The following is a 26,184-nucleotide window of genomic DNA, read 5'->3' as shown; positions in this document are numbered from 1 at the left end:
CAGCCAGTCTCACTTCCGTGCTGCAAACCTAGCGGGCTTCGCCCGGCATTGAAGTTCAAATGACGGGATGGCTCGACCGCGCGGCCGAAAACGCGCACAAATTTGCTCAACGCAATCCCCGGGCCGTGGCCGCGGGGGTGATGTTTTCACTGGCCGGATTCGCCGCCACCGCTTTTGGTGTGGCCTCGCCTTCGGCCCCTGGCACCGAGATCGCGCAGCAGATCGTCAGCGAGGACGTGCAGCCGCTGCCGGTGCACGAGCAGCTGGAAGCGCTGGCCGCGCACCAGCTGGAGCTCAACCGCAGCACCGCCGGCCGTGCCAACGACACGGTCGACCGGCTGCTGTCGCGGCTGGGCGTGAGCGACGCCTCCGCCGCTGCCTTCCTGCGCCGCGACCGCAGCGTGCGCGAGCTGCTCGACGGCAAGGTGCCGCGCCTGTTCACCGCGCGCGCCGATGAAAGCGGCCGCCTGAAGGAGCTGGTGGCCCGCACCCCGGCGGAACGCCAGGACCAGATCACCACGCACTTCACGCGCGTGACGCTGCAGCCGGACGGGCACGGCGGCTGGAAGGTGAACCGCGAGCAGGCGGCGCTGGAGTCGCAGGTTCGCCTGGGCAGCGGCACGGTGCGCAACTCGCTCTTCGCCGCCACCGACGACGCCGGCCTGCCGGACACCATCGCCACGCAGCTGTCGGAGATGTTCTCCGAAGAGGTGGACTTCCACCGCGAGATCAAGAAGGGCGACACCTTCAGCGTCGCCTACGAGACCCTCACCGCCGACGGCGAGCCCATCACCTGGAACGAAGGCGCGGGCCACCTGCTGGCAGCCGAGTACATCAACCGCGGCCGCGTGTACCAGGGCATGTGGGTGCGCGACGCGATGGGCCGCGGCGCCTACGTCGGCATGGACGGCCAGCCCAAGCAGCGCAGCTTCCTCGCCAGCCCGATGGAGTTCTCGCGCGTGACCTCGGGCTTCGCCATGCGCATGCATCCGATCCTGCAGACCATGCGCGCGCACCAGGGCGTGGACTACGGCGCGCCGGTGGGCACGCCGGTGCGCACCGTGGGCAGTGGCGTGGTGGACTTCGCCGGCTGGCGCAACGGCTACGGCAACGTGGTCGAGATCCAGCACGACGGCGAGCGCAGCACGCTCTACGCGCACCTGAGCCGCATCGACGTGCACCAGGGCGAGCGCGTGGACCAGGGCACGCGCATCGGCGCCGTGGGCGCCACGGGCTGGGCCACCGGCCCGCACCTGCACTTCGAATTCCGCATCCGCGGCGTGCACCAGGACCCGCTGCAGGTGGCCAAGGCCACCCAGTCGCCGATGGCGTCGGTGTCGCGCGCCGAGCTGCAGCAGTTCGCCATCAGCGCCCGCACCCAGATCGCGGCGGCCCGCAGCATCGGCGCGGTCCGCGCCGAGTGAGCGATTCCGCGCCGGGCGCCGCCTCGGCGCTCTACATCGGCCTGATGTCCGGCACCTCGCTGGACGGCGTGGACGGCGTGCTGGTCGATTTCGCGCCGCAGCCTACCGGCGCGGCGCTGCGGGTGCTGGCCCACGCACACCGGCCGCTGCCGCCGGCGCTGCGCGCCGAGTTCCTGGCACTGAACCACAGCGGCGCGGACGAGCTGCACCGCGCCGCGCTCGCGGCCAATGCCCTGTCCGAGCTGGAAGCCGTCGTCGTGCGCGCGCTGCTGGAGAGCGCCGGCGTCGAGGGCACGGCGGTGCGCGCCATCGGCGCCCATGGCCAGACGCTGCGCCACCAGCCCGGACTGCACGACGGTCGCGGCTACACGCTGCAGCTGCACAACGGCGCCCTGCTGGCGGAACTCTGCGGCATCGACGTGGTGTGCGACTTCCGCAGCCGGGACGTGGCCGCTGGCGGCCAGGGCGCGCCGCTGGTGTGCGCCTTCCACCAGGCGCTGTTCGCGCGCGAGGAGGTGGACGTCGCGGTGCTGAACCTGGGCGGGCAGTCCAACCTGACGCTGCTGCGCGCCGATGGCGGCATCTGCGGCTTCGACTGCGGCCCGGCCAACGCGCTGCTGGACGGCTGGTGCGAGCGCCACACCGGCCAGCGCTTCGACGGCGCCGGCCGCTGGGCCGCCGACGGCCGGGTGGATGAGACGCTGCTAGCGGCGCTGCTGAGCGATGCCTTCTTCGCCCGCCGCCCGCCCAAGAGCACCGGGCGCGACGACTTCAACCTGGCCTGGCTGGACGCGCGGCTGGCGACGCTGGCCGCGATGCCGGCGCCGCAGGACGTGCAGGCCACCCTCTCCGCCTTCGTTGCCCGCACTGTGGCCGACGCGCTGCGGCGCGAGGCACCGCGCACGCGCGAGCTGCTGGCCGCTGGCGGCGGCACGTTCAACCTGGACCTGCTGCAGCGGCTGCGCGCCCTGCTGCCTGGCGTGGCGGTGCTCACCACCGCCGAGCGCGGCCTGGACCCGGAGCAGGTCGAGGCCGCGGCCTTCGCCTGGCTGGCGCATGCGCACGTGCTGCGCCAGACCGGCAACCGCGTGGAAGTCACGGGTGCGCGCGGCCCGCGCGTGCTGGGCGCTCTGTACCCGGCCTGAACGAAATCCCGGTGCGCGCCACATCGTCGCGCAGGCAACGAAAAAGCCGCCCGAGGGCGGCTTTTCCATGTGCGCAAGGATGCGAGGCTCAGGTCGAGAAGCTGGAGCCGCAGCCGCAGGTGGTGGTGGCGTTGGGGTTCTTGATGACGAACTGCGCGCCCTGCAGGTCTTCCTTGTAGTCGATCTCGGCACCCATCAGGTATTGCAGGCTCATGGCGTCGATCAGCAGCGTGACGCCGTTCTTCTGCATCTGGGTGTCGTCCTCGTTGGCGATCTCATCGAAGGTGAAACCGTACTGGAAGCCGGAGCAGCCGCCGCCCTGCACGAACACGCGCAGCTTCAGCTCCGGGTTGCCTTCCTCGGCCACCAAGTCGGCCACCTTCGCCGCGGCGCTGTCGGTGAAGACGATCGGCGCGGGCATGCCGTCGGTGGTGAGGTCGGTGCTTTGTTCAGCGACTGCGCTCATGCGGTGCTCTCCTGGGAATCTAGAAAACGCGAAGCACCGGAATTGTCCATGAATCTTCTCGGGTACCGGCGCGGCAGCGGAGATAGAACCTTCAGGCAAAAGGCCAATTCCGCCACACAAAAAGCGAAAGGCCGCTCGGTGAGAAGCGGCCTTTGCGGGGCGTGGATTGCAGGGCACGCCACCCTGGCGCCGCGGCACCCGTGAGGGTGTCGCGGCGGCGCAAGATCGATCAGCGCTTGCTGAACTGCTTGCGGCGACGGGCGCCGTGCAGACCGACCTTCTTACGCTCGACTTCACGCGCGTCGCGCGTGACGAAGCCGGCGCGGCTCAGCTCGGGCTTGAGCGTCGCGTCGTAGTCGATCAGGGCGCGGGTGATGCCGTGGCGCACGGCGCCGGCCTGGCCGGACTCGCCACCGCCTTCGACGTTGACCTTGATGTCAAAGGCCTCGCCATTGTTCGTCAGCATCAGGGGCTGCTTGACGATCATGATCGAGGTTTGACGGCCGAAATACTGGTCGACCGGCTTGCCGTTGACCACGATCTGGCCCGTGCCGCGCTTGATGAACACGCGCGCCACCGACGATTTGCGGCGGCCGGTGCCGTAGTTCCATTCTCCGATCATCACCGCTCCTTAGATCTCGAGGACCTTGGGTTGCTGGGCGGTGTGCGGGTGCGTGGCACCGGCGTACACCTTCAGCTTCTTGACCATCGCATAACCCAGCGGGCCCTTGGGCAGCATGCCCTTGACGGCCTTTTCCAGGGCACGGCCCGGATGCTTGGCTTGCATGTCCTTGAACTTCGTGGCGTAGATGCCGCCCGGGAAGCCCGAGTGACGGTAGTACACCTTGTCGTTGGCCTTGTTGCCGGTCACGCGCAGCTTGTCGACGTTGACGACGACGATGAAGTCACCGGTGTCCACGTGGGGCGTGTAGATGGCCTTGTGCTTGCCGCGCAGACGGAGTGCCACTTCGCTGGCGACACGTCCGAGCACCTTGTCGGTGGCGTCAATCACAAACCACTCGTGCACGACTTCGGCCGGCTTGGCGCTGAAGGTCTTCATGAGGGGATCTTTCGGTTGTGGGCCGCCCAATTGAAGCGGACGACCCGGCTACGGCTGCTTTTGCTGCGCTCGGCCCCGGTGCAGCTGGAAAACCAGCCGCCTCTGGGCTCGTGTCCCAGGCATTCGATGGAACGCTGGAACAGGCGCAACTTCCCCGCCGTTGACAGGAAAGCCGAGCATTCTATCCCAGAAAGATCCGGCGTGCCTAGCGTGCAGGCTTCACGGAACATCCGCCTCGCTTGAAGCAAGGATAGGGTTAACCCTCGCATGGGGTAACATCCGGGCAAACCCCACCGGGGAAACCCGTAGTTATCGTATGTCCGCCAGCACCCTCACGCCGATCCGCCGCCCCGCCACGCCCGCCTCGCGTCCGGCCTGGGTGCCGATCCGCTCGCTGGCCGTGCGGCACCGCCCGCTGATCCTGGCGCACCTGCTGGCGCTGACCGACAGCGACCGCTACCTGCGCTTCGGCTACAAGGCCTGCGACGAGCAGGTGCGCCGCTACGTGGATGGCATCGACTTCGGCCGCGACGAGGTGGTGGGCATCTTCGACGAGGCGCTGGAGCTGGTGTCCGTGGCGCACCTGGCGCGCATCGAGGGCACCAACGGCGCCGCACCGATGGCCGAGTTCGGCGTCTCGGTGCTGCCGCGCGCCCGAGGCCGCGGCTGGGGCAGCCGGCTGTTCGAGCGCGCCGTGCTGCACGCGCGCAACTGGGGCGCGGAGATGATGATCATCCACGCCCTGAGCGAGAACACGCCCATGCTGCGCATCGCGCGCAAGGCCGGCGCCACCATCGAGCGCGACGGTGGCGAGGCCCAGGCGATGCTGCGCCTGCCGCCCGAGGACGCGAGCTCGCACATGGATGCGCTGGTGGCGCAGCAGGCCGGCGAGTTCGACTACCAGCTCAAGCTCCAGGCGCTGCGCCTGCAGCAGTGGTGGCGGATGATGCTGCCGCGCACGGCCAACTGAGCCGCGTCAAACAGCGCTTGGCCCTGCCGCCCGGCACGCTGCGGGGCCCGGGCTAGCATCGGCGCATGCCTCATTACGCCGCACTGCGCCCCGAATCCGTCCTCGATGCCGTGGCCGCCGCGGGCTTCGATCCCGACGGCCGGCTGCTGCAGCTCAACTCCTACGAGAACCGCGTGTTCCAGGTCTTCCTGGAGGACGGCGCGGTGGTGGTCGCCAAGTTCTACCGTCCCGAGCGCTGGAGCGACGCGCAGATCCTGGAAGAGCACGCCTTCGCGCTGGCCCTGGACGCGGCCGACGTGCCGGTGGTGGCGCCGCTGCCGCTGCAGCCCCGCGACGACGACCACCTCCTCACGCTGCACGGCGACCCGCCCACCCTGGCCACCATCCGCTTCGACGGCGAGCCCTTCCGCTTCTCGGTGAGCCCGCGCCGCGCCGGCCGCGCGCCCGATCTGGAAGATCCGATGGTGCTGCAGTGGCTGGGCCGCTTCCTGGGCCGGCTGCATGCGGTGGGTGCGCAGGCAAGCTTCGAGCACCGCCGCACGCTGGACGTGGCAACCTTTGGCGAGGCCGCGCGGCAGCGGCTGCTCGACGGCGACTTCATCCCGCCGGACCAGCTCCCGGGCTGGCGCAGCACCTGCGACGCGGCGCTGTCGGCGGTGCGCGAGCTGTTCGAGAGCGCCGGCGCCGTGCGCCGGCTGCGCCTGCACGGCGACTGCCACCCCGGCAATATCCTGTGGCGCGACGAGGGTCCGCACGTGGTGGATTTGGACGACGCCTGCACCGGCCCCGCGGTGCAGGACCTGTGGATGCTGCTCTCGGGCGAGCCCCCGGCCATGGCGGCGCAGATGGGGCAGATCCTGCAGGGCTACCGCCTGTTCATGCCCTTCGACACGCGCGAGCTGGCGCTGATCGAGCCGCTGCGCACCCTGCGCATGATCCACCACAGCGCCTGGCTGGCCGAACGCTGGAGCGACCCGGCCTTCCCGGCCGCCTTCCCCTTCTTCGGCACCGCCGCCTACTGGTCGCAGCAGACCTCGCAGCTGCGCGAACAGCTCGCGGCGATGGCGGAGCCGCCGCTGGAGATGTACTGACAAGAAAAAACCACGCGGTCCGGGCGGCACCGCGTGGTTCGTGGATGCCCGCCTTCGCGGGCATGACGGCATTTCCTGCCGGCGTCAGCGTCTGACGCTTACGCGCTCAGCAGCCGCGTCACGCGCTGCACGTAGCTCGCGGGGTCGTCGAGCTGGCCGCCCTCGGCCAGCCAGGCCTGGTCGAACAGCAGGTGCGCTAGGTCGTCGAAGCGCCCGTCGTCGCTTTCGAGCTTCTTCACCAGCGGGTGCTCGGCGTTGACCTCCAGGATCGGCTGCGACTTCGGCGCCTGCTGGCCGGCCTGCTTGAGCAGGCGCGCCAGGTGCGCGCTCATGTCGCCCTCCTCCACCACGATGCACGCGGGCGACTCCACCAGGCGGCTCGTCACGCGCACGTCCTTGGCGCGGTCCTTGAGCGCTTCCTTGAGCCTCTCCAGCACCGGCTTGAAGGCCTCGGCCGCCTCCTCGGCGTGCTTCTTCTCTTCCTCGTCCTGCAGCTTGCCCAGGTCCACCGCACCCTTGGCCACGCTCTGCAGCGGCTTGCCGTCGAACTCGTACAGGTGCGAGAGCATCCACTCGTCCACCCGGTCGGACAGCAGCAGCACCTCCAGGCCCTTCTTGCGGAAGATCTCCAGCTGCGGGCTGTTCTTCGCGCCGGCCAGCGTCTCGGCGGTGATGTAGTAGATGGCCTCCTGGCCTTCCTTCATGCGCGACACGTAGTCGGCGAAGCTCACGCCCGAGTCCGCGTGCGTGGAGGCGAAGCGCAGCAGCTTGGCCAGGCGCTCCTGGTTGGCCTGGTCCTCGCCGACGCCTTCCTTGATCACCGCGCCGAACTGCTCCCAGAACTTGGCGTACTGCTCGGCCTGGTTCTCCGCCAGGTCCTCCAGCATCGACAGCACGCGCTTGGTGGAGCCCTCGCGGATGGCCTTCACGTCGCGGCTCTCCTGCAGCAGCTCGCGGCTGACGTTCAGCGGCAGGTCGGCCGAGTCGATCACGCCCTTGACAAAGCGCAGGTACACCGGCATCAGCGCCTCGGCGTCGTCCATGATGAACACGCGCTTGACGTAGAGCTTCACGCCGCCGCGCTTGTCACGGTTCCACAGGTCGAACGGCGCCTTGGACGGGATGTAGAGCAGCTGCGTGTACTCGGTGCGGCCCTCGACGCGGTTGTGCGTGTAGGCCAGCGGCGGCTCGCTGTCGTAGGACAGCTGCTTGTAGAACTCCTTGTACTCGGCGTCCGTCACGTCGCTCTTGCTGCGCGCCCACAGCGCCGCTGCCTTGTTCACCGTCTCCCACTCGTCGGTGACGACCTGCTCCTTCTTCTCGGCGTCCCAGACCTCCTTGCGCATCAGGATGGGCAGCGAGATGTGGTCGGAATACTTGCCGACGATCGACTTCAGCCGCCAGGTGGAGAGGAACTCCTCCTCGCCCTCGCGCAGGTGCAGCGTCACGTCCGTGCCGCGCTTTTCCTTCGTGATGGCCTCGACCTCGAACTCGCCCGCGCCCTCGCTGCTCCAGCGCACGCCTTCGTCGGCCGAGAGCCCCGCGCGGCGCGACTCGACCGTGATGCGGTCCGCCACGATGAAGCCGGAGTAGAAGCCCACGCCGAACTGGCCGATGAGCGAGGCGTCCTTCTTCTGGTCGCCTTCCAGGCGCGACATGAACTCGCGCGTGCCGCTCTTGGCAATGGTGCCCAGGTGCGCGGTGGCTTCCTCGGCGCTCATGCCGATGCCGTTGTCGCTGATGGTGATGGTGCGCGCCTCGGCGTCGAAGCTCACCCGCACTTCCAGGTTCGGCTGGTCCTCGTACAACCCGTTGTTGTTCAGCGCCTCGAAGCGCAGCTTGTCGCAGGCGTCGGAGGCGTTGGAGACCAGCTCGCGCAGGAAGATCTCCTTGTTGGAATACAGCGAGTGCGTGACGAGGTGCAGGATCTGCTTGACCTCGGCCTGGAACGAAAGCGTCTGTTTGTGCATGGTGTTGTGAAGTCGTCAACCCGCTCCAGCGCGGGGCGGGCCCCAGATGGGGACACCCCCGCGCGGCTTCAAGAGCCGGCTGCGCATCAAAACACCACTTCACGCGCCGAGGGCCGCCGCGCTCACTCGCGCAGGTCCCGCACCGTGGGTGCCTCCCCGCGCCGCTGCAGCCCGCCCAGCGCCAGGCCCAGCGCGAAGCTGCCGTAGACCATCCACAGGCTTTCCTTGCTCATGCGGTGCTGGAAGCCGGGCGTCAGCCGCTCGGGCACCAGCTTCAGGTCGACCACCGCCGCCAGCGCCGCCACGCCGGCAGCGTCCACCAGCGCGCCGGCGACGGTGCGGCGCTCGCGCCGCGTCTGCAGCGCCTCGTACAGCCCGGCCCACAGCATGGCCGAGGCGGTGTGAATGGCCGCGCCCACCAGCGTGTGCTTGGCCGACACGTCCTCGCGCTGGATCGACTCCTCGCCATGCACCCAGTGCGCCGGCGCGTTCACGCCCGCCACGGCGCTGCCGCTGTCGGCCTTGCTGCGCGCGGCCATCGAACCGCCGGACAGGGCCGCGGCCAGCAGGCCGTCCTTGATCGCGCGCTGCGCCGTGTTAACGAGGAATTGGGTAGTCAGGCCCATGGAAGTCACCTCTGCTGTGATTAAAGGAATGCGGCTTGCCGAACCGGCACGCCAATTCGGCAAGCGCCGTTCCCCGGGCTTCTGCCTGCTTCCTGACGAATGAAAGTGCTGCTTACCGGCGCCACCGGCTTCATCGGACGCCGGCTGTGCCAGGCCCTGCTGGCGGCCGGCCACGAGGTGGTCGCCGTTTCGCGCCACGTCCCACGCCCTGCCCCGCCCGGCACCGCGCCGCCGCGCCTGCACGGGCTGGCGCTGGACTTCGCCCAGGCCCTCACGCCCGAGCACTGGCTGCCGCACCTGCAGGGCGTGGAAGCGGTGGTCAACGCCGTGGGCATCTTCCGCGAGAGGGGCTCCCAGACCTTCGAGGCGCTGCACCACCGCGCGCCCGTGGCGCTGTTCCAGGCCTGTGCCCAGGCCGGCGTGCGGCGGGTGATCCAGATCTCGGCGCTGGGCGTGCAGGCCGGCGCCACCGATTACCAGCGCAGCAAGCACGCCGCGGACGAGGCGCTGCTGGCGCTGCCGCTGGACGCCACCGTCGTCCAGCCCTCGCTGGTCTTCGGCGAGGAGGGCCCCAGCGCCGGCTTCTTCCTGATGCTGGCGAGCCTGCCGCTGCTGGCGCTGCCGCGCAGCGGCGCGCTGCAGCCGGTGCACGTGGACGATGCCGTCACGGCGCTGGTAGCGCTGCTGCGCGCCCCGGCCGCGGCCTGGAGCGCGCGCCGCGTGCCGCTGGTCGGGCCGCAGCCGCTGTCGCTGACCGAATACCTGCAGGCGCTGCGCGCCGCCCAGGGCCTGCCGCGCGCGCCGGTGCTGCGCGTGCCTGCGCCGCTGGCGGCCCTGGGCGCCGGCCTTGCCGGCCGCCTGGGCAGCTCCATGCTGGACGCCGACAGCTGGGCGATGCTGCAGCAGGGCAACGCCGGCTCGGCCGAGGCCATCACCGCGCTGCTGGGCCGCGCGCCCCGGCCGCCGCAGGCCTTCATCCCGCCCGAGCGCGCCGCCGGCGCCCGCGTGCAGGCGCGGCTGGGCTGGACGCTGCCGCTGCTGCGCCTGTCGCTGGCACTGGTGTGGCTCATCACGGCCGCCGTCTCCTTCGGCCTGTACCCGGTGCAGCAGAGCTATGAGCTGCTGGCGCGCACCGGCATCCCGCCGGCGCTGCAGCCGCTCATGCTCTATGGCGCCGCGGGCTTCGACCTGGTGCTGGGCATCCTGACGCTGTGGCCGCTGCGCCCGCGCGCGCGGCGCTGGCTGTGGGCCACGCAGGCCGGGCTGATCGGCTTCTACACGCTGCTGATCACGTGGCGGCTGCCCGAGTTCTGGCTCCACCCCTACGGACCGCTGACCAAGAACCTGCCCATCCTGGCGGCGCTGGCCCTGCTGGCCGCGCTGGAGCCGCGCGAGGCAGGCGCTCCGAAAGAGACCCGCTGATGGACTACCTCGTCGCCAAGTGGCTGCACATCCTCTCCAGCACGCTGCTGTTCGGCACCGGGCTGGGATCGGCCTACTACATGTTCTTCACCAGCCTCACGCGCGACCCGCGGGCCGTGGCCATCGTGGTGCGCTACGTGGTGCTGGCGGACTGGCTGTTCACCACCACGACCATCATCTTCCAGCCCCTGAGCGGCTGGTACATGGTGCACCTGGCCGGCATCCCGCTCACCACGCCGTGGATCTTCTGGACCTTCGTCCTGTACTTCGTGGCCGGCGCCTGCTGGCTGCCGGTGGTGTGGATCCAGATCCGCATGCGCGCCCTGGCGCAGGCCGCGGTCACGCACAACCAGCCGCTGCCGCCGCGCTACTTCGCGCTGCTCAAGGTCTGGACCGCCCTGGGCGTGCCGGCCTTCCTGGCGCTGGTGACCGTGTTCTACCTGATGGTGGCCAAGCCGGCCTGACGCGGCCGGCGGCGCTTCGGGCTCAGGTCGGCGTGTAGTCCTCGCGCACGTAGTAGTCGCCCGTGTTGTCGGTGGAGGCGAAGTGCCGCGCGCGGTCGGCGTCGCGCACGACGTTGAACTTCACGTCCTCGTGGCGCGCGAACATCACCACCGTGTCGCCGCCCTGCAGGTGCAGCAGCACGTCGCCGTTGACCAGCGGCTCGGCCAGCAGCACGTTCACGCCCGACAGCCGCTCGCACATCGCGCGCCGGCGCGCATTCTGGAAGCGCTGGTCGTGCACCGCGTCCATGCGCTTGTCGGGCTGCAGTTCGTCCTCGGCGCGGAACAGCGCCTGCTCGATCTGGCGCTGCCAGTCGCGCAGCACGTCGCGCCGGAACGACGCGGGCATCTCCGCCAGGCGCCCCAGGTCGAGTTGGCCTTCGCCGGTTTCCCAGTCCACGTTCAGGGCAGGCATGTCCATGATCGAGCGCGCTTGATTCAACACAACAAGCGTCAAGTCTGCGCCCGATACCGCTGCGGCAATTGAAACAACAGGAGCACCGCAGCGGTGCTGTTTGACATTTCAGTGACGCGTCCTGCTTCCGTGCCAGGTGCGCCGACGCATCATTGGACGTGGCGGATGCGGGTCCTGCAGCGGCGTCTCGCCCGGCGGCGGATCGTTGATCTCGCCCGGCGGCTCGTCGGGCTCGGGCATCTCGGCCGGCCGCGCCGGCCCGCGCGGCGGCGCCTCGGGCGGCGGCGTCACGGGCAGCTCATGCAGGCGCAGGCGCCAGGAACAGGCCAGGGATTCATCGAGCTTCATGCGTGCGCTCCGGCAAGGCGGGCGCGCAGCGCTGCAAGCCGCGCGCCCGGCACTGTCCAGGCTTTCGGGAGCGTGCGCACCGGCCGCCGGCGCCGCGCCCCATGACCGGGCTCCCAGGCCGCCGCCTTTGCCGATGCCCTGCAAAAAGCGCCGGTAAGCACTGCGGCGTTCGAGGGTATTCCAGGGGTCGGCTGGCCGCCTTAGCGCGGCAAACCCTTGTCGCACAAGGGAGGAAGCGCCCAAGGCACCCATGACATTTGTCATGGCACGGACCGTGCTTTCTAGAACGCAGCCCCGGGCACACCACCGTCGCTGCCAGTCTCCCTCCCCTCCTTCCCCAATATGGCGGCTTCGGGCCCGGGGTCCTTTTCGGACCCCTCCCCCTTCTGTTCCTGCCTCGCGGCAAACCGCGTGCTGCCCATGCGCGCGGCCGGTATGCCGTACCGCGACTGAGGGGCGCCGCCCCGGCTCACTTCGGCCGCGGCCGCGACAAATCCTTCCCCGGCTCCGCCAGCGTCCCCGTGCGCAACGCCGCCACGCCCTGCGCCAGCGCGCGCGCCACGTTGCGCACCTCTTCCTGCAGCGCGGTGTCGGCGTCCAGCGCGTCGTGGCTGGTGGCATAGGGCTCCCAGTAGCCGATGTAGCGGTCCAGCCGCGACAGCGCGCCCGCGTCCACCAGCCCCATCCAGTCCAGCCAGTCCGCCAACGCGCGCCGCACGCCGTCGGTGCCCGCCACGTCGCCGTGCACCACCAGCCCGTAGGCGCGGCCGGCCAGGTGCTTGGGATAGGACCACCCCCGCAGCTCCAGCGCCTGGGCCTTCTCCGGGTCCTTGCCGCCGGTGCTGGTGGGGTCCGGGTTGCCGCCGTCGGCGCACACCAGCCGGTCGATCATCAGCTTCAGCGCGCTGGAGGCCTGGTACCAGTGCACCGGCGTGACGATCAGCACCCCGTGCGCGGCGACCCAGCGCTCGTAGATCTCCGCCATCCAGTCGCCGGTCTGCTCCAGCGAGTGGTTCGGGTAGCACGAGCACGGCCAGTGGCACAGCGGCATGGCGGTGGAGACGCAGCCCTTGCACGGGAAGATGCGCCGCCCCGGCTGCGAGGTCAGCAGGCTCAGGTCCAGCACGTCGGGCTCGATGCCGGCGCCGGCCAGCACCTCGCTGGCCAGCATCACCAGCCGGTGGCTCTTGGAGCGCTCGCCCGGGCAAGTGCCGTCATTGCGTGGCGAGCCACACACCAGCAGCACCCGCGAGGGCGTGGCCGCGTCCTGTTGGCGCGCCTGTGCCGCCAGCAGCCGATCCCGCGTGGCGCGCCACTCATCGGAAAGCGCGTAGCTGGGATCGGCGAAACCCGGCCCCGCCGGCGAGCTCAGCGGCGCCTTGCGCCCCTCCTGGTACGCCTGCCACGCGATCTCCTCCAGCCGCGCGATCGCCGCGTCCTCTGCGCGGAAGGCCGGATCGAAGAAGCCCTGCCTGAAGCGCTCGCCGAAGGCCCCGCGCTCCAGCATCGGCGGCGTCTGCCCCTTGCGCACGCCGCCGCTCATGACCGCGCTCCAGCCACGAGGCCATAAAGAACCGCTGCGAATCCCATGTCGGCACCTCCAGGAAAAGCCTGGGGCGCCAAGTGCAAAGCCCATTCCTGCGCTGCCGGCGCGGCATGGGGCTTGCCGATCTTCCGGGCATGGCAACCGCATTCCGCATCGGCCGCATCGGCCGCTGGCTGCTGGGAGCGCTGGCCCTGCTGGTGCTGGTCCTGGGCCTGTGCGAAGCCCTGGGCTGGCGTTTCCTGCGCGATCCGCTGCAAGGCCGCCTCTCCACCGCGCTGCAGCGCGAGGTCCGCTGCGGCCCCACCTTCAGGCTGCACCTGCTGGGCTCCGTGCGGCTGCAGTGCAGCGAACTCCTGCTGGGCAATCCCGAGGGTCAGCCTTTCCTGTACGACGACCAGAAGCAGCCGCGCCCGCTGCTGCACGCCACCGGGCTGCGCGTGGCCGTTCCGTATGCCTCGCTGCTGGCCCTGCGCCGCGGCGAAGGGCTGGAGACGGTGGAGATCACCTCGCTGACGGTGGAGCAGCTCGAAGCCAACCTCGCGCAGGCCAAGGACGGCCGCGCCAACTTCAAGTTCGGCCCGCCCAAGCTGCCCAAGGCCGAGGGCGAGGAGGAGGAGCCGCTGCTGCTGCCGCGCTTCGGCGAGCTGCAGCTGCGCGAGGGCCGGCTGCGCCTGGAGGACGCGCAGCACGCCTTGTCGGTGGACGGCCGGCTCAGCACCAGCGAAGGCAGCGCCGGCGGCGCCAATGCCGGGCTGCGCGCGCAGGCCGAGGGCCGCTGGCAGGGCAAGCCGCTAGCGGCGCGGCTGGAAGCCGGCGGCGTGCTGCCGCTGGTGGGCGGCGACGGCTCGCAGCTCGTCCCCATCAAGCTGCACCTGGAGGCGGCGCAGACGCTGATCGACCTGGACGGCCGCGTCGCCGACGTGATGTCACTGCGCGCGCTGCAGGCGCGCTTCCACGTCAAGGGCGCCTCGCTGGCCGGCGCCGGCGGCTTCCTTAGCCTGGCGCTGCCGACCACCGGCCCCTTCGAGATGTCGGGGGACATCGCCCGCAAGGACTTGCGCTGGCATGCGCTGGTGCAGTCCTTCACCGTGGGCAGCAGCCGCATGCACGGCGAGTTCGATTTCGACCCCACCCTCAAGCCGCCGCGCCTGGCCGGCACGCTGGCCGGGCAGCGGCTGGCGCTGTCGGACCTGGCCCCTGCGCTGGGCGCCGCCGCCCAGGGTGAGGGGTCGGGCCAGTCCGCGCCGCCGGCCAAGCGCAGCCGCGTGCTGCCGCAACAGGACTTCGACCTGCCCGAGCTGGGCCGGATGCAGGCCGACGTGCGCATCGATCTGGACAACGCCTTCCTGGGCACCGGTGCGCTGGAGAGTTTTCACCCCTTGCAGGGCCGGGTGCTGCTGAAGGACCGCGTGCTCACGCTGCAGGACCTGCTGGCGCGCACCGCCGGCGGCGAGCTGCGCGGCCAGATCGGCCTGGACGCCCGCACCAAGCAGCCGCAGTGGCAGGCCGGCCTGCGCTGGTCCGACGTGCAGCTGGAGCGCTTCGTCAAGCCGCGCAACGTCACCGCCGCCGAGCACCGCGGGCAAGACAAGCCGGCACCCGGCTACGTCAGCGGCATCCTGGGCGGGCAGGCGCAGCTGCGCGGCGTGGGCCGATCCACCGCCGCCATGCTGGCCTCGCTCGATGGCGGCATGGACTTGTGGGTGCGCAACGGCACGCTGTCGCACCTGCTGATCGAGGGCCTGGGCCTGGACGTGGCGCAGGCGCTGGGCGTGCTGGTCAAGGGAGACAACCGACTGCCGCTGAACTGCGCCGTGGTGCGGGTGAAGGTGCAGGACGGGCTGGTGCGCCCGGAGGTGGCGGTGTTCGACACCAGCGACACCACCATCCTGGCCAGCGGCGAGGTGTCGCTGGCCAAGGAGAGCCTGGACCTCACCCTCGCGGCCCGCCCCAAGGACTTCTCGCCGCTGTCGCTGCGCTCGCCGGTGCACGTCCGGGGCAGCTTCGCCGAGCCCGAGGTGGGGCTGGAGAAGGGCAAGCTGGCCCTGAAGCTCGGCGCCGCGGCGGCACTGGCCTTCGTCAACCCGCTGGCGGCGATCCTGCCGCTGGTGGACCCCGGCGACCAGGACAAGGCTGGCTGCCAGCAGACGCTGCAGAAGTTCAGTCGCTGAAGGGCGTGGCGCGCCTGAAGCGCCACCCGGCCGCGAAGCGCGGGCACTGCCGGTAGCCAACGTGTGCCCCACATCGCGGCACTTGCCCGTCTCTTTCCAGCCACACCCCCTGGGAACAGGCCTTGCCGTAACCCAGGACTGACGCCCCCGCGCCACGGCCGCAGCCGCCGCGCAAGTCATGACGTCGGTAGCGACGAGCAACCATGAAAGGACAACACATGAGCCAGCACGACCAATCCGGCCGCCAGGACTACCGCAGCGACGAAGGCCGGTCGGGTCAGGGCCGCCAGCAGCACGAGCAAGGCGGCTACAGCGCCGGCCAGCGTACCGAGGCCGGCAGCACTTACGGCGACTACAGCGGTGGCCGCCAGCAGAGCGCGCAAGACAAGGTGAGCGGCGCCTACGGCCGCGGCATGGGCAACGACGCCAACTACGGCGGCTCCCAGAGCGACCAGTGGACCGGCCGCGACGACCACAGCGCCCAGCAGCACGCCCAGAACTCGGGTAGCGGCAGCTTCGAGCAGGGCAGCGCCTTCGGCGGCCTGGGCCAGATGGGCCGCACCGACCGCTCCACCCAGGGCGGCCAGCAGCAGCAGCAAGGCGGCCAGCAGGGACGCCAGCAAGGCGGCGGCACCGACTACGGTTCGCACAGCCTGCACGGCGGCCACGAAGGCGCCTACCAAGGCAGCTACCAGGGCAGCGGCCAGCATGCGCAGTCCGGCTCCCTCCCCGGCCAGCAGGAAGGCGGCAACTGGGGCCTGCAGAGCCGCAACCAGCCGGGCACCGACTACGGCTCCCACAGCGCCCAGGGTGGGCACCAGGGCCACTACCAAGGCAGCTACCAGGGCAGCCAGCAGCACGCCCAGTCCGGCGGCCAGGGCCAGCAAGGCGGCGGCTGGGGCGGACAGCGCGACTGGGGCCAGCAGGCCGGCGCCTCCAGCATCTACGGCAGCCAGCACAGCCAGTCCTCCGCCTCGGGCGGCCAGCAGCAGGGCAGCCCGTGGGGCCAGCAAGGCGGCCAGCACAGCCAGGGGGCCAATCTGGGCCAGCAGCACGGCGGCAACCAGGGCGGCTACGCGGATGACATGCGCGGCGGCATGGGCCAGAGCGGCTACGGCGCCCAGGGCGGCTACGGCGGCTACCAGGGCGGCCAGCACAGCCAGAGCGGCGGCGGCTACCAGCACACCCAGGGCGGCCAGCAGGGCAACCAGTGGGGCCAGCAGTACACGGGCGGCGGCCAGTCGGGCACCGGCTTCAGCAGCCAGCAGAGCCAGTCCGGCGGCGGCTTCGGCGGCGGCCAGCACGCCACCAGCTTCACCGGCGGCCAGCATGGCTCGATGAGCGGTGCCTGGGGCGGTGACCAGCAGGCCGGCCAGTGGGGCAGCCAGCACAGCGGCATGGGCGGCGGCATGGGCAGCGGCTACAGCGGCCAGGGCGGACAAGGCGGCAGCCGCCAGGGCGGCATGCAGGCCAGCACCCTCGCCGGCGGCGGCCAGCATGGCGGCCTGCACAGCAGCCCGCAGGGCGGCTACGGCGACGACATGCGCGGCAGCGGCACGCACCACAGCGGCTACGGCAGCGGGATGCAGGGCAGCACCTACGGCGCCGGCATGAACGAGAACCGCCAGGGCGGCCAGCAGCACCTGACCAACTTCGGCGGCGGCGAGCAGTACGGCGGCAGCCAGCACCAGGGCAGCGGCGGCCAGCACACCCAGTCCGGCGGCTACGGCGGCCAGCACACGCAGATGAGCCAGCACGGCAGCCAGGGCGGCTTCGGCGGCAACCCGCAGCACAGCCAGTCTGGTTTCGGCGGCCAGCAAGGCGGCGGCCAATGGGGCGGCCAGGGCGGCTACGGCAGCGGCCAGCACAGCCAGTCCGGCCATGGCGTGATCCAGCAGGCGGCGGCCTCGGCGTCCGGCGGCCAGGGCGGCTACGGCGACGACATGCGCGGCAGCAGCGGATACGGCGGCCAGCACAGCCAGTCCGGCGGCTACGGGGGCAGCCAGCAGGGCGGCTCCTCCTACGGCAGCGGCCAGCAGGGCGGCCCCTCGCAAGGCAGCTACGGCGGCGGCAGCCACCAGGCCAGCCAGTTCAGCGGCAACCTGCACCAGCAAGGCGGCGGCAGCGCTTCGGGCAGGGGCAGCTGGGGCGGCTCGCAGAGCTTCGAGGGCTCGCAGGGACGCGGCTACGGCGGGCAGCAGTCCTCCTCCGGGGGCCAGCACGGATCGCAGGGCTCGCACGAGGGCGAGCACTTCGACCCCGAGTACCAGCAATGGCGCACCGAGCAGATGCGCAGCCTGGATGACGACTACCGCAGCTGGCGCCAGGACCGCTACAAGAAGTTCAGCGACGAGTTCAGCCAATGGCGCAGCAGCCGCGGCGGCTCGCAGGGCAGCAGTTCATCGGGCAGCAGCTCGCTGAGCAGCGGCAGCAGCCAGAGCGGCAGCGGCAGCAGCAGCCAGAGCGGCGGACTTGGCGGCGCTTCGGGCGGGCTGGGTGCCGAGCGCTTCGGCAACCAAAGCACGCCGGGCACCATGGGCTCGCAGTCCGGTGCTTCCGGCGGCGAGCCCAGCGCCTCCTCCACCGGCGGCTTGAGCCAGAGCAACGCGGGCCTGGGGGCCAGCCTGTCCTCGCTGGACAGCAGCAGCGGCAGCTCCGACTTCAGCCGCGGCAGCGACAGTGACCGCGCCCTGGGCAGCAGCAGCGCCACCACGGGCCACAGCGGCAGTGCCGGCAGCCTGTCCTCGGGCAGCCAGTCCGCCAGCAGCAGCCAGGCCGCCGGCGGCACGGGCAGCAGCAGCACGGGTGGCAGCGGCGCCAGCGGCTCCTCGCTGAGCGCCGGCGGCGGCAGCACCGGCGCGGGCCAGGGCAGCAGCCTGTCCACGGCGCCCAGCAGCCTCAGCGGCAGCAGCGCCGAGAAGTCGGGCAGCACCGGCAGCCTGTCCTCCGGCAGCAGCCAGAGCGGCTCCAGTCCGACCTCGTCCTCCGGCAGCAGCAACGTGTCCTCGGGCACCAGCACCGGCGGCGCCTCCTCGGCGGCGGGGCTGAGCACCTCGGGCGGCAGCGCGATGTCCGGCAGCGGCAGCACCGGCGGGCTGGGTTCGAGCAGCAGCATGAGCGCCGGTAGCGGCGGCAAGAGCGCAAGCGGCAGCGCCACCGGCAGCAGCAACGGCAGCTCGGCCACCTCCATCGGCTCCTCCGGCGGCAGCCCGGGGGCGTCGGGTTCCTCCGGCTCCTCGTCCGGCAGCTCGAAGAGCTAAGGTAAGGGCGGCGCGCTGTCAGGCGCCGCTTGAGCAGGCGCCCCCCACGGGGCGCCTTTTTCTTTTTCTTTACGCAACCGCGCCCCGGGGGCGCTCCTCCAACACAGGCACCGTTCGTTCTTCAGGGAGTCCCATGAAACGTGTTCCCCGCGCCTTCAGCCGGCTGCTGCAGCACCGCAGGGCCATGCTGCTGAGCCTGGCCACGCTGGGCGGTTCCACACTGCCCTTCACCCAGGCCCGAGCCACCACGCCGGCACGCGCCGGCGGCGCGCCCGGCGTGCGCGAGGACCGGCGACGACAGCCCACCGCGCCGCTGCAAGGCGACACCAGCGCCGTGCTGCTGGCCATCGGCGGCAACGAGGACCGACGCGAGGAGATGGCGGTGCTGCGCCGCTTCGTGCAGCACTGCGGCGGGCCGCAAGCGCGCATCGTGGTGCTCACCGCCGCCAGCACGGTGCCGCAGATCCTGTGGGCCGGCTACGAGCGCGCCTTCGCGGCGCTGGGCGTGCAGCACTGCGTGGAGCTGGGCCTGTCCTCGCGCGAGGAGGCCGACGCGCCGGCGGCGGTGCGCGAGATCCTGGCCGCCGACGGTGTCTTCCTCACCGGCGGCGACCAGCGCCGGCTGCTGTCGGTGCTGGGCGGCAGCGCGGTGGCCGAGGCGATGCGCCGCGCGCGGGCGCAGCGCGGCCTGTGCGTGGCCGGCACCAGCGCCGGGGCCGCGGCGCTGTCGCGCCAGATGCTGGCCGGCGGGCGTGCCCCGCTGCTGCCGGAGAAGGACGTGGTGCTGCTGGACGAGGGGCTGGACCTGATGCCCGGCGCCATCATCGACCAGCACTTCTCCGAGCGCCGCCGCCTGGCGCGGCTGATGTCGGCCGTGGCGCAGCACCCGCAGCTGCTGGGCGTGGGCATCGACGAGGACACGGCGCTGGTGGTGGAACGCGGCGCCATCGAGGTGGTGGGCACCGGCGCGGTGACGCTGCTCGACGGCCGCCACATGGCGTCGAGCATCGAGCGCGCGCAACCCGGCGACCGGCTCACGCTCGCGGGGCTGCGCATCCACGTGCTGCAGGCAGGACAGCGGCTGGGGCTGCAGGCCGACGGCGCGACAGTGGCGGCGCCGGGGCTGCAGGAGGCGGTGGAGGTGCTGGTGCGGGCGGTGTGAGACGTGAAAACGCCGCCGGGCCCGTCAGAGCCCGGCGGCGTCCGCGACGCGGCACCGGCCGGCCCCGGTGCGCATCAGCAGCAAACGCTCAGGTGTGCTTCCTGCGCCGCTCCACTGCCTCGATGCGCAGCGTCTGGCGGTACTTGGTGACGGTGCGGCGCGCCACCACCAGGCCCTGGCGCGCGAGCTGGCGCGCGATCTCGGCATCCGACAGCGGCGCCTCGGCGCGCTCGGCCTCGATCATGTCCTTGATCAGCCCGCGAATGGCGGTGGCCGAGCAGGTGCCGCCGCCGGCCGTGGCCATGGCGCGCGAGAAGAAGTACTTCAGCTCGAACACGCCCATCGGCGTGGCCATGTACTTGTTGTTGGTCACGCGCGAGACGGTCGACTCGTGCAGCCCCACCTCGTCGGCGATCTCGCGCAAGCCCAGCGGCTTCATCGCCATCGCGCCGTACTCCAGGAAGTGGCGCTGCCGGTTCACGATCGCCTGCGCGACGCTGACGATGGTGGAGAAGCGCTGCTCCACGTTGCGCACCGTCCAGCGCGCCTCCTGCAGGTGCGCCGCCAGCTCGGCATGCATGCCGTTGCGGTGGCGCTGGAACAGCTCGGCATAGACGCGGTTGAGCCGCACCTTGGGCACGATCGCCGGGTTGAGCGTCGCGATCCACTGGCCGCGCACCTTGCGCACGATCACGTCGGGCGTGAGGTACTGGATGTTGGCCGCGCCGTAGCGCCAGCCCGGGCGCGGATCGAGGCGGCGGATGCGCGCGCACACGGCCTCGACCTCCTCCACCGGGCGCGAGAGGAAGCGCGAGAGCGAGTTGACGTCCTTGGCCGCCAGCGCGTCGAGCTTCTCGCTGATGACGGCCTGCGCCAGCGCGCGCTGGTGCGAGCACTCGATGGCCGGCAGCTGCAGCAGCAGGCACTCCTGCACGCTGCGCGCGGCCACGCCCGCGGGCTCCAGCGACTGCACGCGCTTGAGCGCGATCTGCATCTCCTCCAGCGTGGCCTCCGGGTCGAGCTCGCACACCTGCGCCAGCTCCTCCAGCGGCACGCGCAGGTAGCCGTCGTCGTCCAGCGACTCCACGATGGCCTTGGCCAGCGCCATGTCGCGCAGCGACAGCGGCAGCAGGTTGAGCTGCCCGTGCAGATGCTCGGCCAGCGAGTGCTGCACCGCCATCGTGTCCATCAGGCTGAGCTCGCCGTCCTCGCGCTTGCGGTTGCCGCTGCTGCCGTCGGCCTGCCAGCTGTCGCGCTCGGCGTCGCGCTCCATGGCGCTGTCGGAACTGCCGTAATCGGGCGCTTCGGTGGCCTCGGGCACTGTCACGCTGGTCAGCGCATCGGCCGCCAGCGGGGCGCCCTCGGTATCGGGCGCAGCAGGGGCGTCCTCGCTTTCATCCGCTTCCAGGAACGGATTGCGGCCCAGCGCGTCCATCACCTCCTGCGCGAAATCCAGCGACGACAACTGCAACAGCCGCACGGCTTGCTGCAGACGGGGGGACAAGGCCTGCTGCTGCCGGTGCTCGGTGCGAAGCACGGGTGCGTTCATTCAGTGGCTCCTCATTGGAATAGACGCCCGCTCGGCGTCTTGGCAGGCACTCTGTCCGCACCATTCATGCCAGCTTTGCTGACCGAGAACTTGTAGTAACGATTGATGCAGCCGCAGCGCGCCCACGACCCTCGGGGCGGTGCCCTCCCCTCACACCAGAGGTCTGCGAGCACTTGCAATCTGTAATCAAAAAAAAGACCGGCTCGAGCAAGTGGATTCCAACCCGCAGGCGACGCCGCGGGAGCAACGCCGGCGTAACGGCTTTGCCGCAAGCGCTGCGGCGCCACGGCAAGAACAAGCCTCAGCGCGTGCGCTTGGGCGGCGGGCTGGCGCTGCCGGGCGTGACCTGCCGGTGGTAGGTGGGGTCGGTGGCGTGGCCGTAGCTGGTGTCCGGCAGCCCGGCCTCCGCGTCGGCGTAGGCCTGCTGCGACTCCTCGGAGATGGTGTTGGCCGTGGCCTCCTGGTCGTGCGCCGACTCGTCGTGCTCGTGCGGCAGCCGCGGCCCCGGCGCGCCGCCCTTGGATGCCTGCGTCATGCCGTGGCCGGGCTGCGCCTCGGGCGGGTTGTGGGGTGCGCCCTTGGGCAGGCCGGGATCGGCGTCCTGGGGCGTCTGAACGGCTTCTTTGGGTTCTCGCATGGCAGCTCCTGTGAATTCCTGGCCTGGGGGATTGATGGTTGAGGCGGCAGCTTTCATTCCCGCCCGCCTTCGTGCCCGGGGCACGTCGCTTGCCGAAACGACGCCATCGACGACTCGACATCCCACAAGGAGATTTCTCATGCCTACCGCTGAAAAGACCACCCGTTCCACCGGCGCCGTCGCCGCCCGCGAGCAGGTGCTGAACATGCTCAAGGAAGACCACAAGCGCGCCAAGAAGGCCTTCAAGGACTTCGAGAAGCTCGATGCCCAGAAGCAGCCCGACGAGTGCAAGGAGCTGGTGGAGCAGACTTGCGGCGAGCTGCAGGTGCACACCACGCTGGAGGAAGAGATCTTCTACCCGGCCGTGCGCCAGGCGCTCAAGGAGCAGGACCTGCTGGACGAGGCCGAGGTCGAGCACGCCTCCGCCAAGCAGCTCATCGAGCAGCTGCAGACCATGCAGCAGGCCGGACAGATGGACGGCAAGTTCGCCGCCACCTTCACGGTGCTGGGCGAGTACGTGAAGCACCACATCAAGGAAGAGGAAGGCGAGCTCTTCGAGCAGTGCGAGAAGGCCGGCAACAAGGTGGACTGGGCCGCCCTGGGCGAGCAGATGGCATCGCGCAAGGCCGAGCTGATGGAAGAGCTGCTTCCGCAACAGACCGCGTCGCTGACGGCCGGGCAGAACGAGGCCTGAGCCCAGGCCGATGTCCGTCCTGCCGACCGACTCAACCCCACTGCCGCCGACCGATGTACCCCTGAGGTCCTTCTGGATCGGCGGCTTCGAAGGTGCCGACCATGTGAACGCCCACGGCCGGCCGCTAGACATGGTGCGCGCCAATGGTCACCTGCAGCGGCTGGACGAGGACTACGCCCGGTGCGCCGCGCTGGGCCTGCGCAGCCTGCGCGAGAGCCTGGGCTGGCGCCTGGCCGAGACGGCGCCCGGCGTCTTCGATTTCACGCGCGCGCGCCTCATGGCGCGCTGCGCGCGGCGCCACGGCGTGCAGCTGCTGTGGAGCCTGATGCACTACGGCACGCCGCCGGACGTGGACCTGTTCGACGACGGCTGGATCCCGCGCTTCGCCGCCTTCGCCGCCGCCGCGGCGCGGGTGCTGGGCGAGGAAAGCGAGCAGCCGCCCATCTACACGCCGATCAACGAGATCAGCTTCCTGGCCTGGGCCGTCTCGGCCAGCCGGCTGATGCATCCCTACGGCCAGCGCCTGCAGGGGCCGCTGGAGAGCACGCTCACCAGTGGCTACGGCGTCAAGCGCCGCCTGGTGCGCGCGGCGCTGGCCGCGGTGGAGGCCATCCGCCGCGTCGACCCGCGCGCGCGCTTCATGCACATCGACCCGCTGGTGCACGTGGTGCCGCCGCCGGGGCGCCCGGAGCTGCAGCCGCAGGCCGACGAGGTCGCCGCCTACCAGTGGCAAGCCTGGGACATGCTGGCCGGCCGCAGCGAGCCGCAGCTCGGCGGTCATCCGGAAGCGCTCGACATCGTCGGCGTCAACCACTACCACAGCGGCCAGTGGGAGCTGCTCACCGAGAAGCGGCTGCGCTGGCACGAGCAGGACCCGCGCCGCAAGCCGCCGGCGCTGCTGCTGCGCGAGACCTGGCAGCGCTACCACCGCCCCATCGTCGTGGCCGAGACCAGCCACGTCGGCGCCGGCCGCGTGGCCTGGCTGCACGACATGGCCACGCAGGTGCAGCGCGCACGCGTGGACGGCGTGCCGGTCAAGGGCTTGTGCCTGTACCCGGTGGTGGACCGTCCCGACTGGGACACGCCCGGCCACTGGCACCGCAGCGGGCTCTGGGACGTGCAGCCGGGCGCCCCCGGGACGATGGAGGAAGGACCCGGGACGCCCGAGGAGACGCCTTCGCAAGCGCCCCGAGCCTTCCCCCGGCTGCTCAACACCGAATATGCCGGCGCGCTGCGCTGGTGGCAGACGCAGCTGGCCGAGCCGGCATCCCGCCTGCCTCTTCCCTCTGGTCAACCGGACTTCATACCCAACCGAGGAACCGCCATGCCCCCTTCGTCCGCACCGGGCACTGTCCTGCCCGCCCTGGTCGTGTTCTCGCACCTGCGCTGGGGCTTCGTGTACCAGCGCCCCCAGCACCTGCTCACGCGCCTGTCCGAGTTCTACCGCGTGCTGTTCGTGGAGGAGCCCATCCACTGCGAAGGCGAGCCGCGGGTGGACCGCGTGCCGCAGGGGCCCAACCTCGAAGTGCTGGTGCCGCGAACGCCGGTCACGTCCCCGGGCTTCCACGACGACCAGCTCAGCCTGCTGAAACCGCTGCTGGCGGAGTTCCTGCGCGAGCAGGGCGTGGAAGACAGCCTGGTGTGGTTCTACACGCCCATGGCGCTGCCGCTGGTCGCCGCGCTCAAGCCCCGGGTGGTGGTGTACGACTGCATGGACGAGCTCTCCGCCTTCAAGAACGCGCCCAGGCAGCTGCGCCAGCGCGAGACGGCGCTGATGAAGATGTCCAGCGTGGTGTTTACCGGCGGCCCGGCACTGTATGAGGCCAAGCGCCCGCTGCATCCCAACGTGCACTGCCTGCCCAGCTCGGTGGACGTCAACCACTTCGCGCCGCAGCGCCTGAAGGCCGACAGCGCCGAGGCGGTGGAGGCGCAGCGGCTGCAGGCCAACATCGGTCCGGGGCCGCGCCTGGGCTTCTACGGCGTGATCGACGAGCGGCTGGACCTGGAGCTGGTGGCGGCCGTGGCCGACGCCCATCCCGAGTGGCAGCTCGTGATGGTGGGCCCGGTGGTCAAGATCGACGCGGCCACGCTGCCGCAGCGCGCCAACATCACCTACCTGGGCATGCAGAGCTACGCGATGCTGCCGCACCTGATGGCGGCCTGGGACCTGTGCCTGATGCCCTTCGCGCTCAACGAGTCCACGCGCTTCATCAGCCCGACCAAGACGCTGGAGTACATGGCCGGCGAGAAGCCGGTGGTTTCCACCGCCGTGCGCGACGTGGAGGTGCCTTACGGCGACGTGGTGCGCATCGGGCGCGACCCCGCGGACTTCATCGCCGGCTGCGAGGAGATGCTCGCGCTCACCGAGGCGCAGCGCCGGCTGCTGGTGGGGCGCATGCAGGAGGCGCTGCGCAAGGTGTCGTGGGACCGCAGCGCGCGCACGGTGCTGCGCTGCCTGCGCCAGGCGCTGCGCGACTCCACGGTGGACTCGCCCGCGGCGCTGCGCGAGCTGGCCGGGCTGGCGCCGGCCGAGAGCGCGGAAAACACCGCTGCCGCGACGCTCACCCGCACCCCGGCCTCGGCGCAGCCGCCGGCGGTGCGGCATCTGGTCATCGGCGGCGGCGCCACGGGGCTGGCGGCGGCCTACTACCTGGGGCAGCACGGCGAGGGCCACGACACGCTGGTGGTGGAGCGCGAGGAGCACGTGGGCGGCGGCTGCCGCTCGGTGCACCAGCAGGGCTACACCTTCGACCACGGCGCGCACGTGCTGCAGTCGGCCGACGCCGAGGTGCGCGCGCTGGCCGAGCGGCTGCTGGGCGACAACCTGCACTGGCAGGCCCCGCGCGTGCAGCACGCGGACCACGCCGTCTCGCAGGAAGGGCTGCCGCCGCTGCGCGAGGACCGCGACTTCGGCTACCCGGTGCGCGGCGGCTTCCAGGCGCTGATGGACGCCTTCCTGCCGGTGCTGGACTGCGAGCTGGCGTGCAAGACCACGCTGCTGCACCTCTCGCCCTCGCGCCGCACGGTGCGGCTGGACGACGGGCGCTCGCTGCGCTTCGACACGCTGGTGAGCACCATGCCGCTGCCGGCGCTGGTGCAGGCCTGCGGCGACGAGGCGCCGGCCGAGCTGCGCAACGCCGCGCGCGGGCTGCGCCAGGGCTCGCTGCGCTGCGTGAACCTGGGGCTGGGCCTGGCACCCGGGCGCCAGGCGCTGACCGAGGCGCACTGGATCACGGCGCCGGCGGGCACGGTGTTCCAGCGCGTGTTCGTGCAGGGCAACGCCAGCCCGCACAACAACGCCCCGGCCGGCTTTGCGTTGTGCTGCGAGATCGCCTACGGCCCTGACAAGCCGCTGCCCTGCGAGGGCGCGGCGCTGATCGACCGCGTGATCGAGGACTGCCGCCGCATCGGGCTGTTCGGCAGCGCTGACCCGGTGCAGTTCGCCTCGCAGCTGGACCTGGCCTGCGCGCGCGCCCTGCCCGATGCGACGCAGCAGGCGTCGCTGGTGCTGATCCGGCAGTGGTTCGCCGAGCACGGCATCGTGCTGGCCGGCCACCACGGCCGCTGGCAGCCCGAGGGCGCGCCGCACGCCTTCACCGCCGGCCGCCAGGCGGCGGAGCTGGTGATGACGCTGCTGGCGCAGCGCCGGGCCGACGGGGCGGCGCTGCAGCAGCAGGCGGGGTGAAGGCCGGGCAGCGGGTGATTTGCGGCAAGCCGGCGCGGCG

Annotated in this window: 21 protein-coding genes; 11 read left to right on the top strand and 10 right to left on the bottom strand. The window is 71.3% G+C overall.

Features of this window, described 5'->3' with window-relative positions; translation table 11 throughout:
- Positions 1–59: 59 nt before the first annotated feature.
- Positions 60–1,424 carry a M23 family metallopeptidase gene (locus tag H537_RS0127990; RefSeq protein WP_029000496.1) on the top strand — a complete coding sequence of 455 codons (1,365 nt, stop codon included), beginning with the start codon at positions 60–62 and terminating at the stop codon, positions 1,422–1,424.
- Positions 1,421–2,569 carry an anhydro-N-acetylmuramic acid kinase gene (locus H537_RS0127985; protein ID WP_029000495.1) on the top strand — a complete coding sequence of 383 codons (1,149 nt, stop codon included), beginning with the start codon at positions 1,421–1,423 and terminating at the stop codon, positions 2,567–2,569. Before H537_RS0127990 ends, H537_RS0127985 begins: the two co-directional genes overlap by 4 nt.
- A gap of 88 nt (positions 2,570–2,657) precedes the next feature.
- Here H537_RS0127985 and erpA read toward each other — a convergent pair whose 3' ends face one another.
- From erpA to rplM, 3 genes are all read right to left on the bottom strand, one after another.
- Positions 2,658–3,035: an iron-sulfur cluster insertion protein ErpA gene (erpA, locus tag H537_RS0127980; RefSeq protein ID WP_029000494.1), complete on the bottom strand. Its 378-nt coding sequence runs from the start codon at positions 3,033–3,035 to the stop codon at positions 2,658–2,660.
- 229 nt (positions 3,036–3,264) lie between these two features.
- On the bottom strand, positions 3,265–3,657 hold the full coding sequence (gene rpsI / locus H537_RS0127975; protein ID WP_029000493.1) for a 30S ribosomal protein S9: 393 nt from the start codon (positions 3,655–3,657) through the stop codon (positions 3,265–3,267).
- A gap of 9 nt (positions 3,658–3,666) precedes the next feature.
- The gene (rplM, locus tag H537_RS0127970; protein WP_029000492.1) at positions 3,667–4,095 is read right to left on the bottom strand and encodes a 50S ribosomal protein L13; all 429 of its coding nucleotides are present in this window, start codon (positions 4,093–4,095) and stop codon (positions 3,667–3,669) included.
- Positions 4,096–4,411: 316 nt separating this feature from the next.
- Between rplM and H537_RS45960 the strand changes: the two genes are divergently transcribed.
- Both H537_RS45960 and H537_RS0127960 read left to right on the top strand, forming a co-directional pair.
- Positions 4,412–5,065: a GNAT family N-acetyltransferase gene (locus H537_RS45960; RefSeq protein ID WP_043460362.1), complete on the top strand. Its 654-nt coding sequence runs from the start codon at positions 4,412–4,414 to the stop codon at positions 5,063–5,065.
- Positions 5,066–5,130: 65 nt separating this feature from the next.
- Positions 5,131–6,156 carry a serine/threonine protein kinase gene (locus tag H537_RS0127960; RefSeq protein ID WP_029000491.1) on the top strand — a complete coding sequence of 342 codons (1,026 nt, stop codon included), beginning with the start codon at positions 5,131–5,133 and terminating at the stop codon, positions 6,154–6,156.
- Positions 6,157–6,254: 98 nt separating this feature from the next.
- On the opposite strand, the gene htpG is transcribed toward H537_RS0127960, so the two are convergent.
- Complete coding sequence (gene htpG, locus H537_RS0127955) at positions 6,255–8,126, bottom strand: molecular chaperone HtpG (RefSeq protein ID WP_029000490.1); 1,872 nt, start codon at positions 8,124–8,126, stop codon at positions 6,255–6,257.
- A 122-nt stretch (positions 8,127–8,248) separates the two neighbouring features.
- Positions 8,249–8,752 (bottom strand): hypothetical protein, encoded by a 504-nt coding sequence (locus H537_RS0127950; protein ID WP_043460359.1) that lies wholly within the window; start codon positions 8,750–8,752, stop codon positions 8,249–8,251.
- A 99-nt stretch (positions 8,753–8,851) separates the two neighbouring features.
- On the opposite strand from H537_RS0127950, the gene H537_RS0127945 reads away from it, so the two are divergent.
- Entirely contained in the window at positions 8,852–10,174 is a 1,323-nt protein-coding gene (locus H537_RS0127945) for an SDR family oxidoreductase (protein ID WP_029000488.1), read from the top strand.
- A complete protein-coding gene (locus H537_RS0127940) occupies positions 10,174–10,638 on the top strand; it encodes a DUF2269 family protein (protein WP_029000487.1) in 465 nt (154 codons plus the stop codon). Before H537_RS0127945 ends, H537_RS0127940 begins: the two co-directional genes overlap by 1 nt.
- Positions 10,639–10,660: 22 nt before the next feature.
- Here H537_RS0127940 and H537_RS0127935 read toward each other — a convergent pair whose 3' ends face one another.
- From H537_RS0127935 to H537_RS0127920, 3 genes are all read right to left on the bottom strand, one after another.
- On the bottom strand, positions 10,661–11,092 hold the full coding sequence (locus H537_RS0127935; protein ID WP_156901987.1) for a hypothetical protein: 432 nt from the start codon (positions 11,090–11,092) through the stop codon (positions 10,661–10,663).
- 108 nt (positions 11,093–11,200) lie between these two features.
- Positions 11,201–11,440 (bottom strand): hypothetical protein, encoded by a 240-nt coding sequence (locus H537_RS45955; protein WP_043460356.1) that lies wholly within the window; start codon positions 11,438–11,440, stop codon positions 11,201–11,203.
- Positions 11,441–11,909: 469 nt separating this feature from the next.
- Positions 11,910–12,983, bottom strand: a complete 1,074-nt coding sequence (locus H537_RS0127920) for a flavodoxin family protein (protein ID WP_029000485.1) — start codon at positions 12,981–12,983, stop codon at positions 11,910–11,912.
- A 137-nt stretch (positions 12,984–13,120) separates the two neighbouring features.
- On the opposite strand from H537_RS0127920, the gene H537_RS0127915 reads away from it, so the two are divergent.
- From H537_RS0127915 to H537_RS45945, 3 genes are all read left to right on the top strand, one after another.
- On the top strand, positions 13,121–15,157 hold the full coding sequence (locus H537_RS0127915; protein ID WP_029000484.1) for an AsmA family protein: 2,037 nt from the start codon (positions 13,121–13,123) through the stop codon (positions 15,155–15,157).
- 218 nt (positions 15,158–15,375) lie between these two features.
- Positions 15,376–18,417 carry a hypothetical protein gene (locus H537_RS0127910; RefSeq protein ID WP_029000483.1) on the top strand — a complete coding sequence of 1,014 codons (3,042 nt, stop codon included), beginning with the start codon at positions 15,376–15,378 and terminating at the stop codon, positions 18,415–18,417.
- A gap of 133 nt (positions 18,418–18,550) precedes the next feature.
- The gene (locus H537_RS45945; protein WP_084150992.1) at positions 18,551–19,579 is read left to right on the top strand and encodes a cyanophycinase; all 1,029 of its coding nucleotides are present in this window, start codon (positions 18,551–18,553) and stop codon (positions 19,577–19,579) included.
- A gap of 88 nt (positions 19,580–19,667) precedes the next feature.
- On the opposite strand, the gene H537_RS0127900 is transcribed toward H537_RS45945, so the two are convergent.
- Together H537_RS0127900 and H537_RS45940 are read right to left on the bottom strand one after the other, a co-directional pair.
- Positions 19,668–21,128 (bottom strand): RNA polymerase factor sigma-54, encoded by a 1,461-nt coding sequence (locus tag H537_RS0127900; RefSeq protein WP_029000482.1) that lies wholly within the window; start codon positions 21,126–21,128, stop codon positions 19,668–19,670.
- A 301-nt stretch (positions 21,129–21,429) separates the two neighbouring features.
- Complete coding sequence (locus tag H537_RS45940) at positions 21,430–21,765, bottom strand: hypothetical protein (RefSeq protein WP_043460350.1); 336 nt, start codon at positions 21,763–21,765, stop codon at positions 21,430–21,432.
- Between the two features lie 139 nt (positions 21,766–21,904).
- Between H537_RS45940 and H537_RS45935 the strand changes: the two genes are divergently transcribed.
- Positions 21,905–22,459 carry a hemerythrin domain-containing protein gene (locus H537_RS45935; RefSeq protein WP_064736064.1) on the top strand — a complete coding sequence of 185 codons (555 nt, stop codon included), beginning with the start codon at positions 21,905–21,907 and terminating at the stop codon, positions 22,457–22,459.
- Positions 22,460–22,469: 10 nt separating this feature from the next.
- On the top strand, positions 22,470–26,144 hold the full coding sequence (locus H537_RS55935) for an FAD-dependent oxidoreductase (protein ID WP_064736063.1): 3,675 nt from the start codon (positions 22,470–22,472) through the stop codon (positions 26,142–26,144).
- Positions 26,145–26,184: the final 40 nt, after the last annotated feature.

Origin of the sequence: Azohydromonas australica DSM 1124 (genome assembly GCF_000430725.1) — a bacterium.
GTDB classification, from domain to species: Bacteria; Pseudomonadota; Gammaproteobacteria; order Burkholderiales; family Burkholderiaceae_C; genus Azohydromonas; species Azohydromonas australica.
Note: the sequence above shows the minus strand (reverse complement) of the source record. Positions and strands in the feature narration are given on the sequence as shown.

What these genes read in the sequence shown, in the direction of transcription:
- rpsI (WP_029000493.1), bottom strand. Translation starts at nt 3,657, where the DNA reads ATGATCGGAGAATGGAACTACGGCACCGGCCGCCGCAAATCGTCGGTG.
- H537_RS45935 (WP_064736064.1), top strand. Translation starts at nt 21,905, where the DNA reads ATGCCTACCGCTGAAAAGACCACCCGTTCCACCGGCGCCGTCGCCGCC.
- rplM (WP_029000492.1), bottom strand. Translation starts at nt 4,095, where the DNA reads ATGAAGACCTTCAGCGCCAAGCCGGCCGAAGTCGTGCACGAGTGGTTT.
- H537_RS45945 (WP_084150992.1), top strand. Translation starts at nt 18,551, where the DNA reads ATGAAACGTGTTCCCCGCGCCTTCAGCCGGCTGCTGCAGCACCGCAGG.
- H537_RS0127940 (WP_029000487.1), top strand. Translation starts at nt 10,174, where the DNA reads ATGGACTACCTCGTCGCCAAGTGGCTGCACATCCTCTCCAGCACGCTG.
- H537_RS0127915 (WP_029000484.1), top strand. Translation starts at nt 13,121, where the DNA reads ATGGCAACCGCATTCCGCATCGGCCGCATCGGCCGCTGGCTGCTGGGA.
- H537_RS45960 (WP_043460362.1), top strand. Translation starts at nt 4,412, where the DNA reads ATGTCCGCCAGCACCCTCACGCCGATCCGCCGCCCCGCCACGCCCGCC.
- H537_RS0127935 (WP_156901987.1), bottom strand. Translation starts at nt 11,092, where the DNA reads ATGCCTGCCCTGAACGTGGACTGGGAAACCGGCGAAGGCCAACTCGAC.
- H537_RS45940 (WP_043460350.1), bottom strand. Translation starts at nt 21,765, where the DNA reads ATGCGAGAACCCAAAGAAGCCGTTCAGACGCCCCAGGACGCCGATCCC.
- H537_RS55935 (WP_064736063.1), top strand. Translation starts at nt 22,470, where the DNA reads ATGTCCGTCCTGCCGACCGACTCAACCCCACTGCCGCCGACCGATGTA.
- H537_RS0127960 (WP_029000491.1), top strand. Translation starts at nt 5,131, where the DNA reads ATGCCTCATTACGCCGCACTGCGCCCCGAATCCGTCCTCGATGCCGTG.
- erpA (WP_029000494.1), bottom strand. Translation starts at nt 3,035, where the DNA reads ATGAGCGCAGTCGCTGAACAAAGCACCGACCTCACCACCGACGGCATG.
- H537_RS0127910 (WP_029000483.1), top strand. Translation starts at nt 15,376, where the DNA reads ATGAGCCAGCACGACCAATCCGGCCGCCAGGACTACCGCAGCGACGAA.
- H537_RS0127900 (WP_029000482.1), bottom strand. Translation starts at nt 21,128, where the DNA reads ATGAACGCACCCGTGCTTCGCACCGAGCACCGGCAGCAGCAGGCCTTG.
- H537_RS0127945 (WP_029000488.1), top strand. Translation starts at nt 8,852, where the DNA reads ATGAAAGTGCTGCTTACCGGCGCCACCGGCTTCATCGGACGCCGGCTG.
- H537_RS0127950 (WP_043460359.1), bottom strand. Translation starts at nt 8,752, where the DNA reads ATGGGCCTGACTACCCAATTCCTCGTTAACACGGCGCAGCGCGCGATC.
- H537_RS0127990 (WP_029000496.1), top strand. Translation starts at nt 60, where the DNA reads ATGACGGGATGGCTCGACCGCGCGGCCGAAAACGCGCACAAATTTGCT.
- htpG (WP_029000490.1), bottom strand. Translation starts at nt 8,126, where the DNA reads ATGCACAAACAGACGCTTTCGTTCCAGGCCGAGGTCAAGCAGATCCTG.
- H537_RS0127920 (WP_029000485.1), bottom strand. Translation starts at nt 12,983, where the DNA reads ATGAGCGGCGGCGTGCGCAAGGGGCAGACGCCGCCGATGCTGGAGCGC.
- H537_RS45955 (WP_043460356.1), bottom strand. Translation starts at nt 11,440, where the DNA reads ATGAAGCTCGATGAATCCCTGGCCTGTTCCTGGCGCCTGCGCCTGCAT.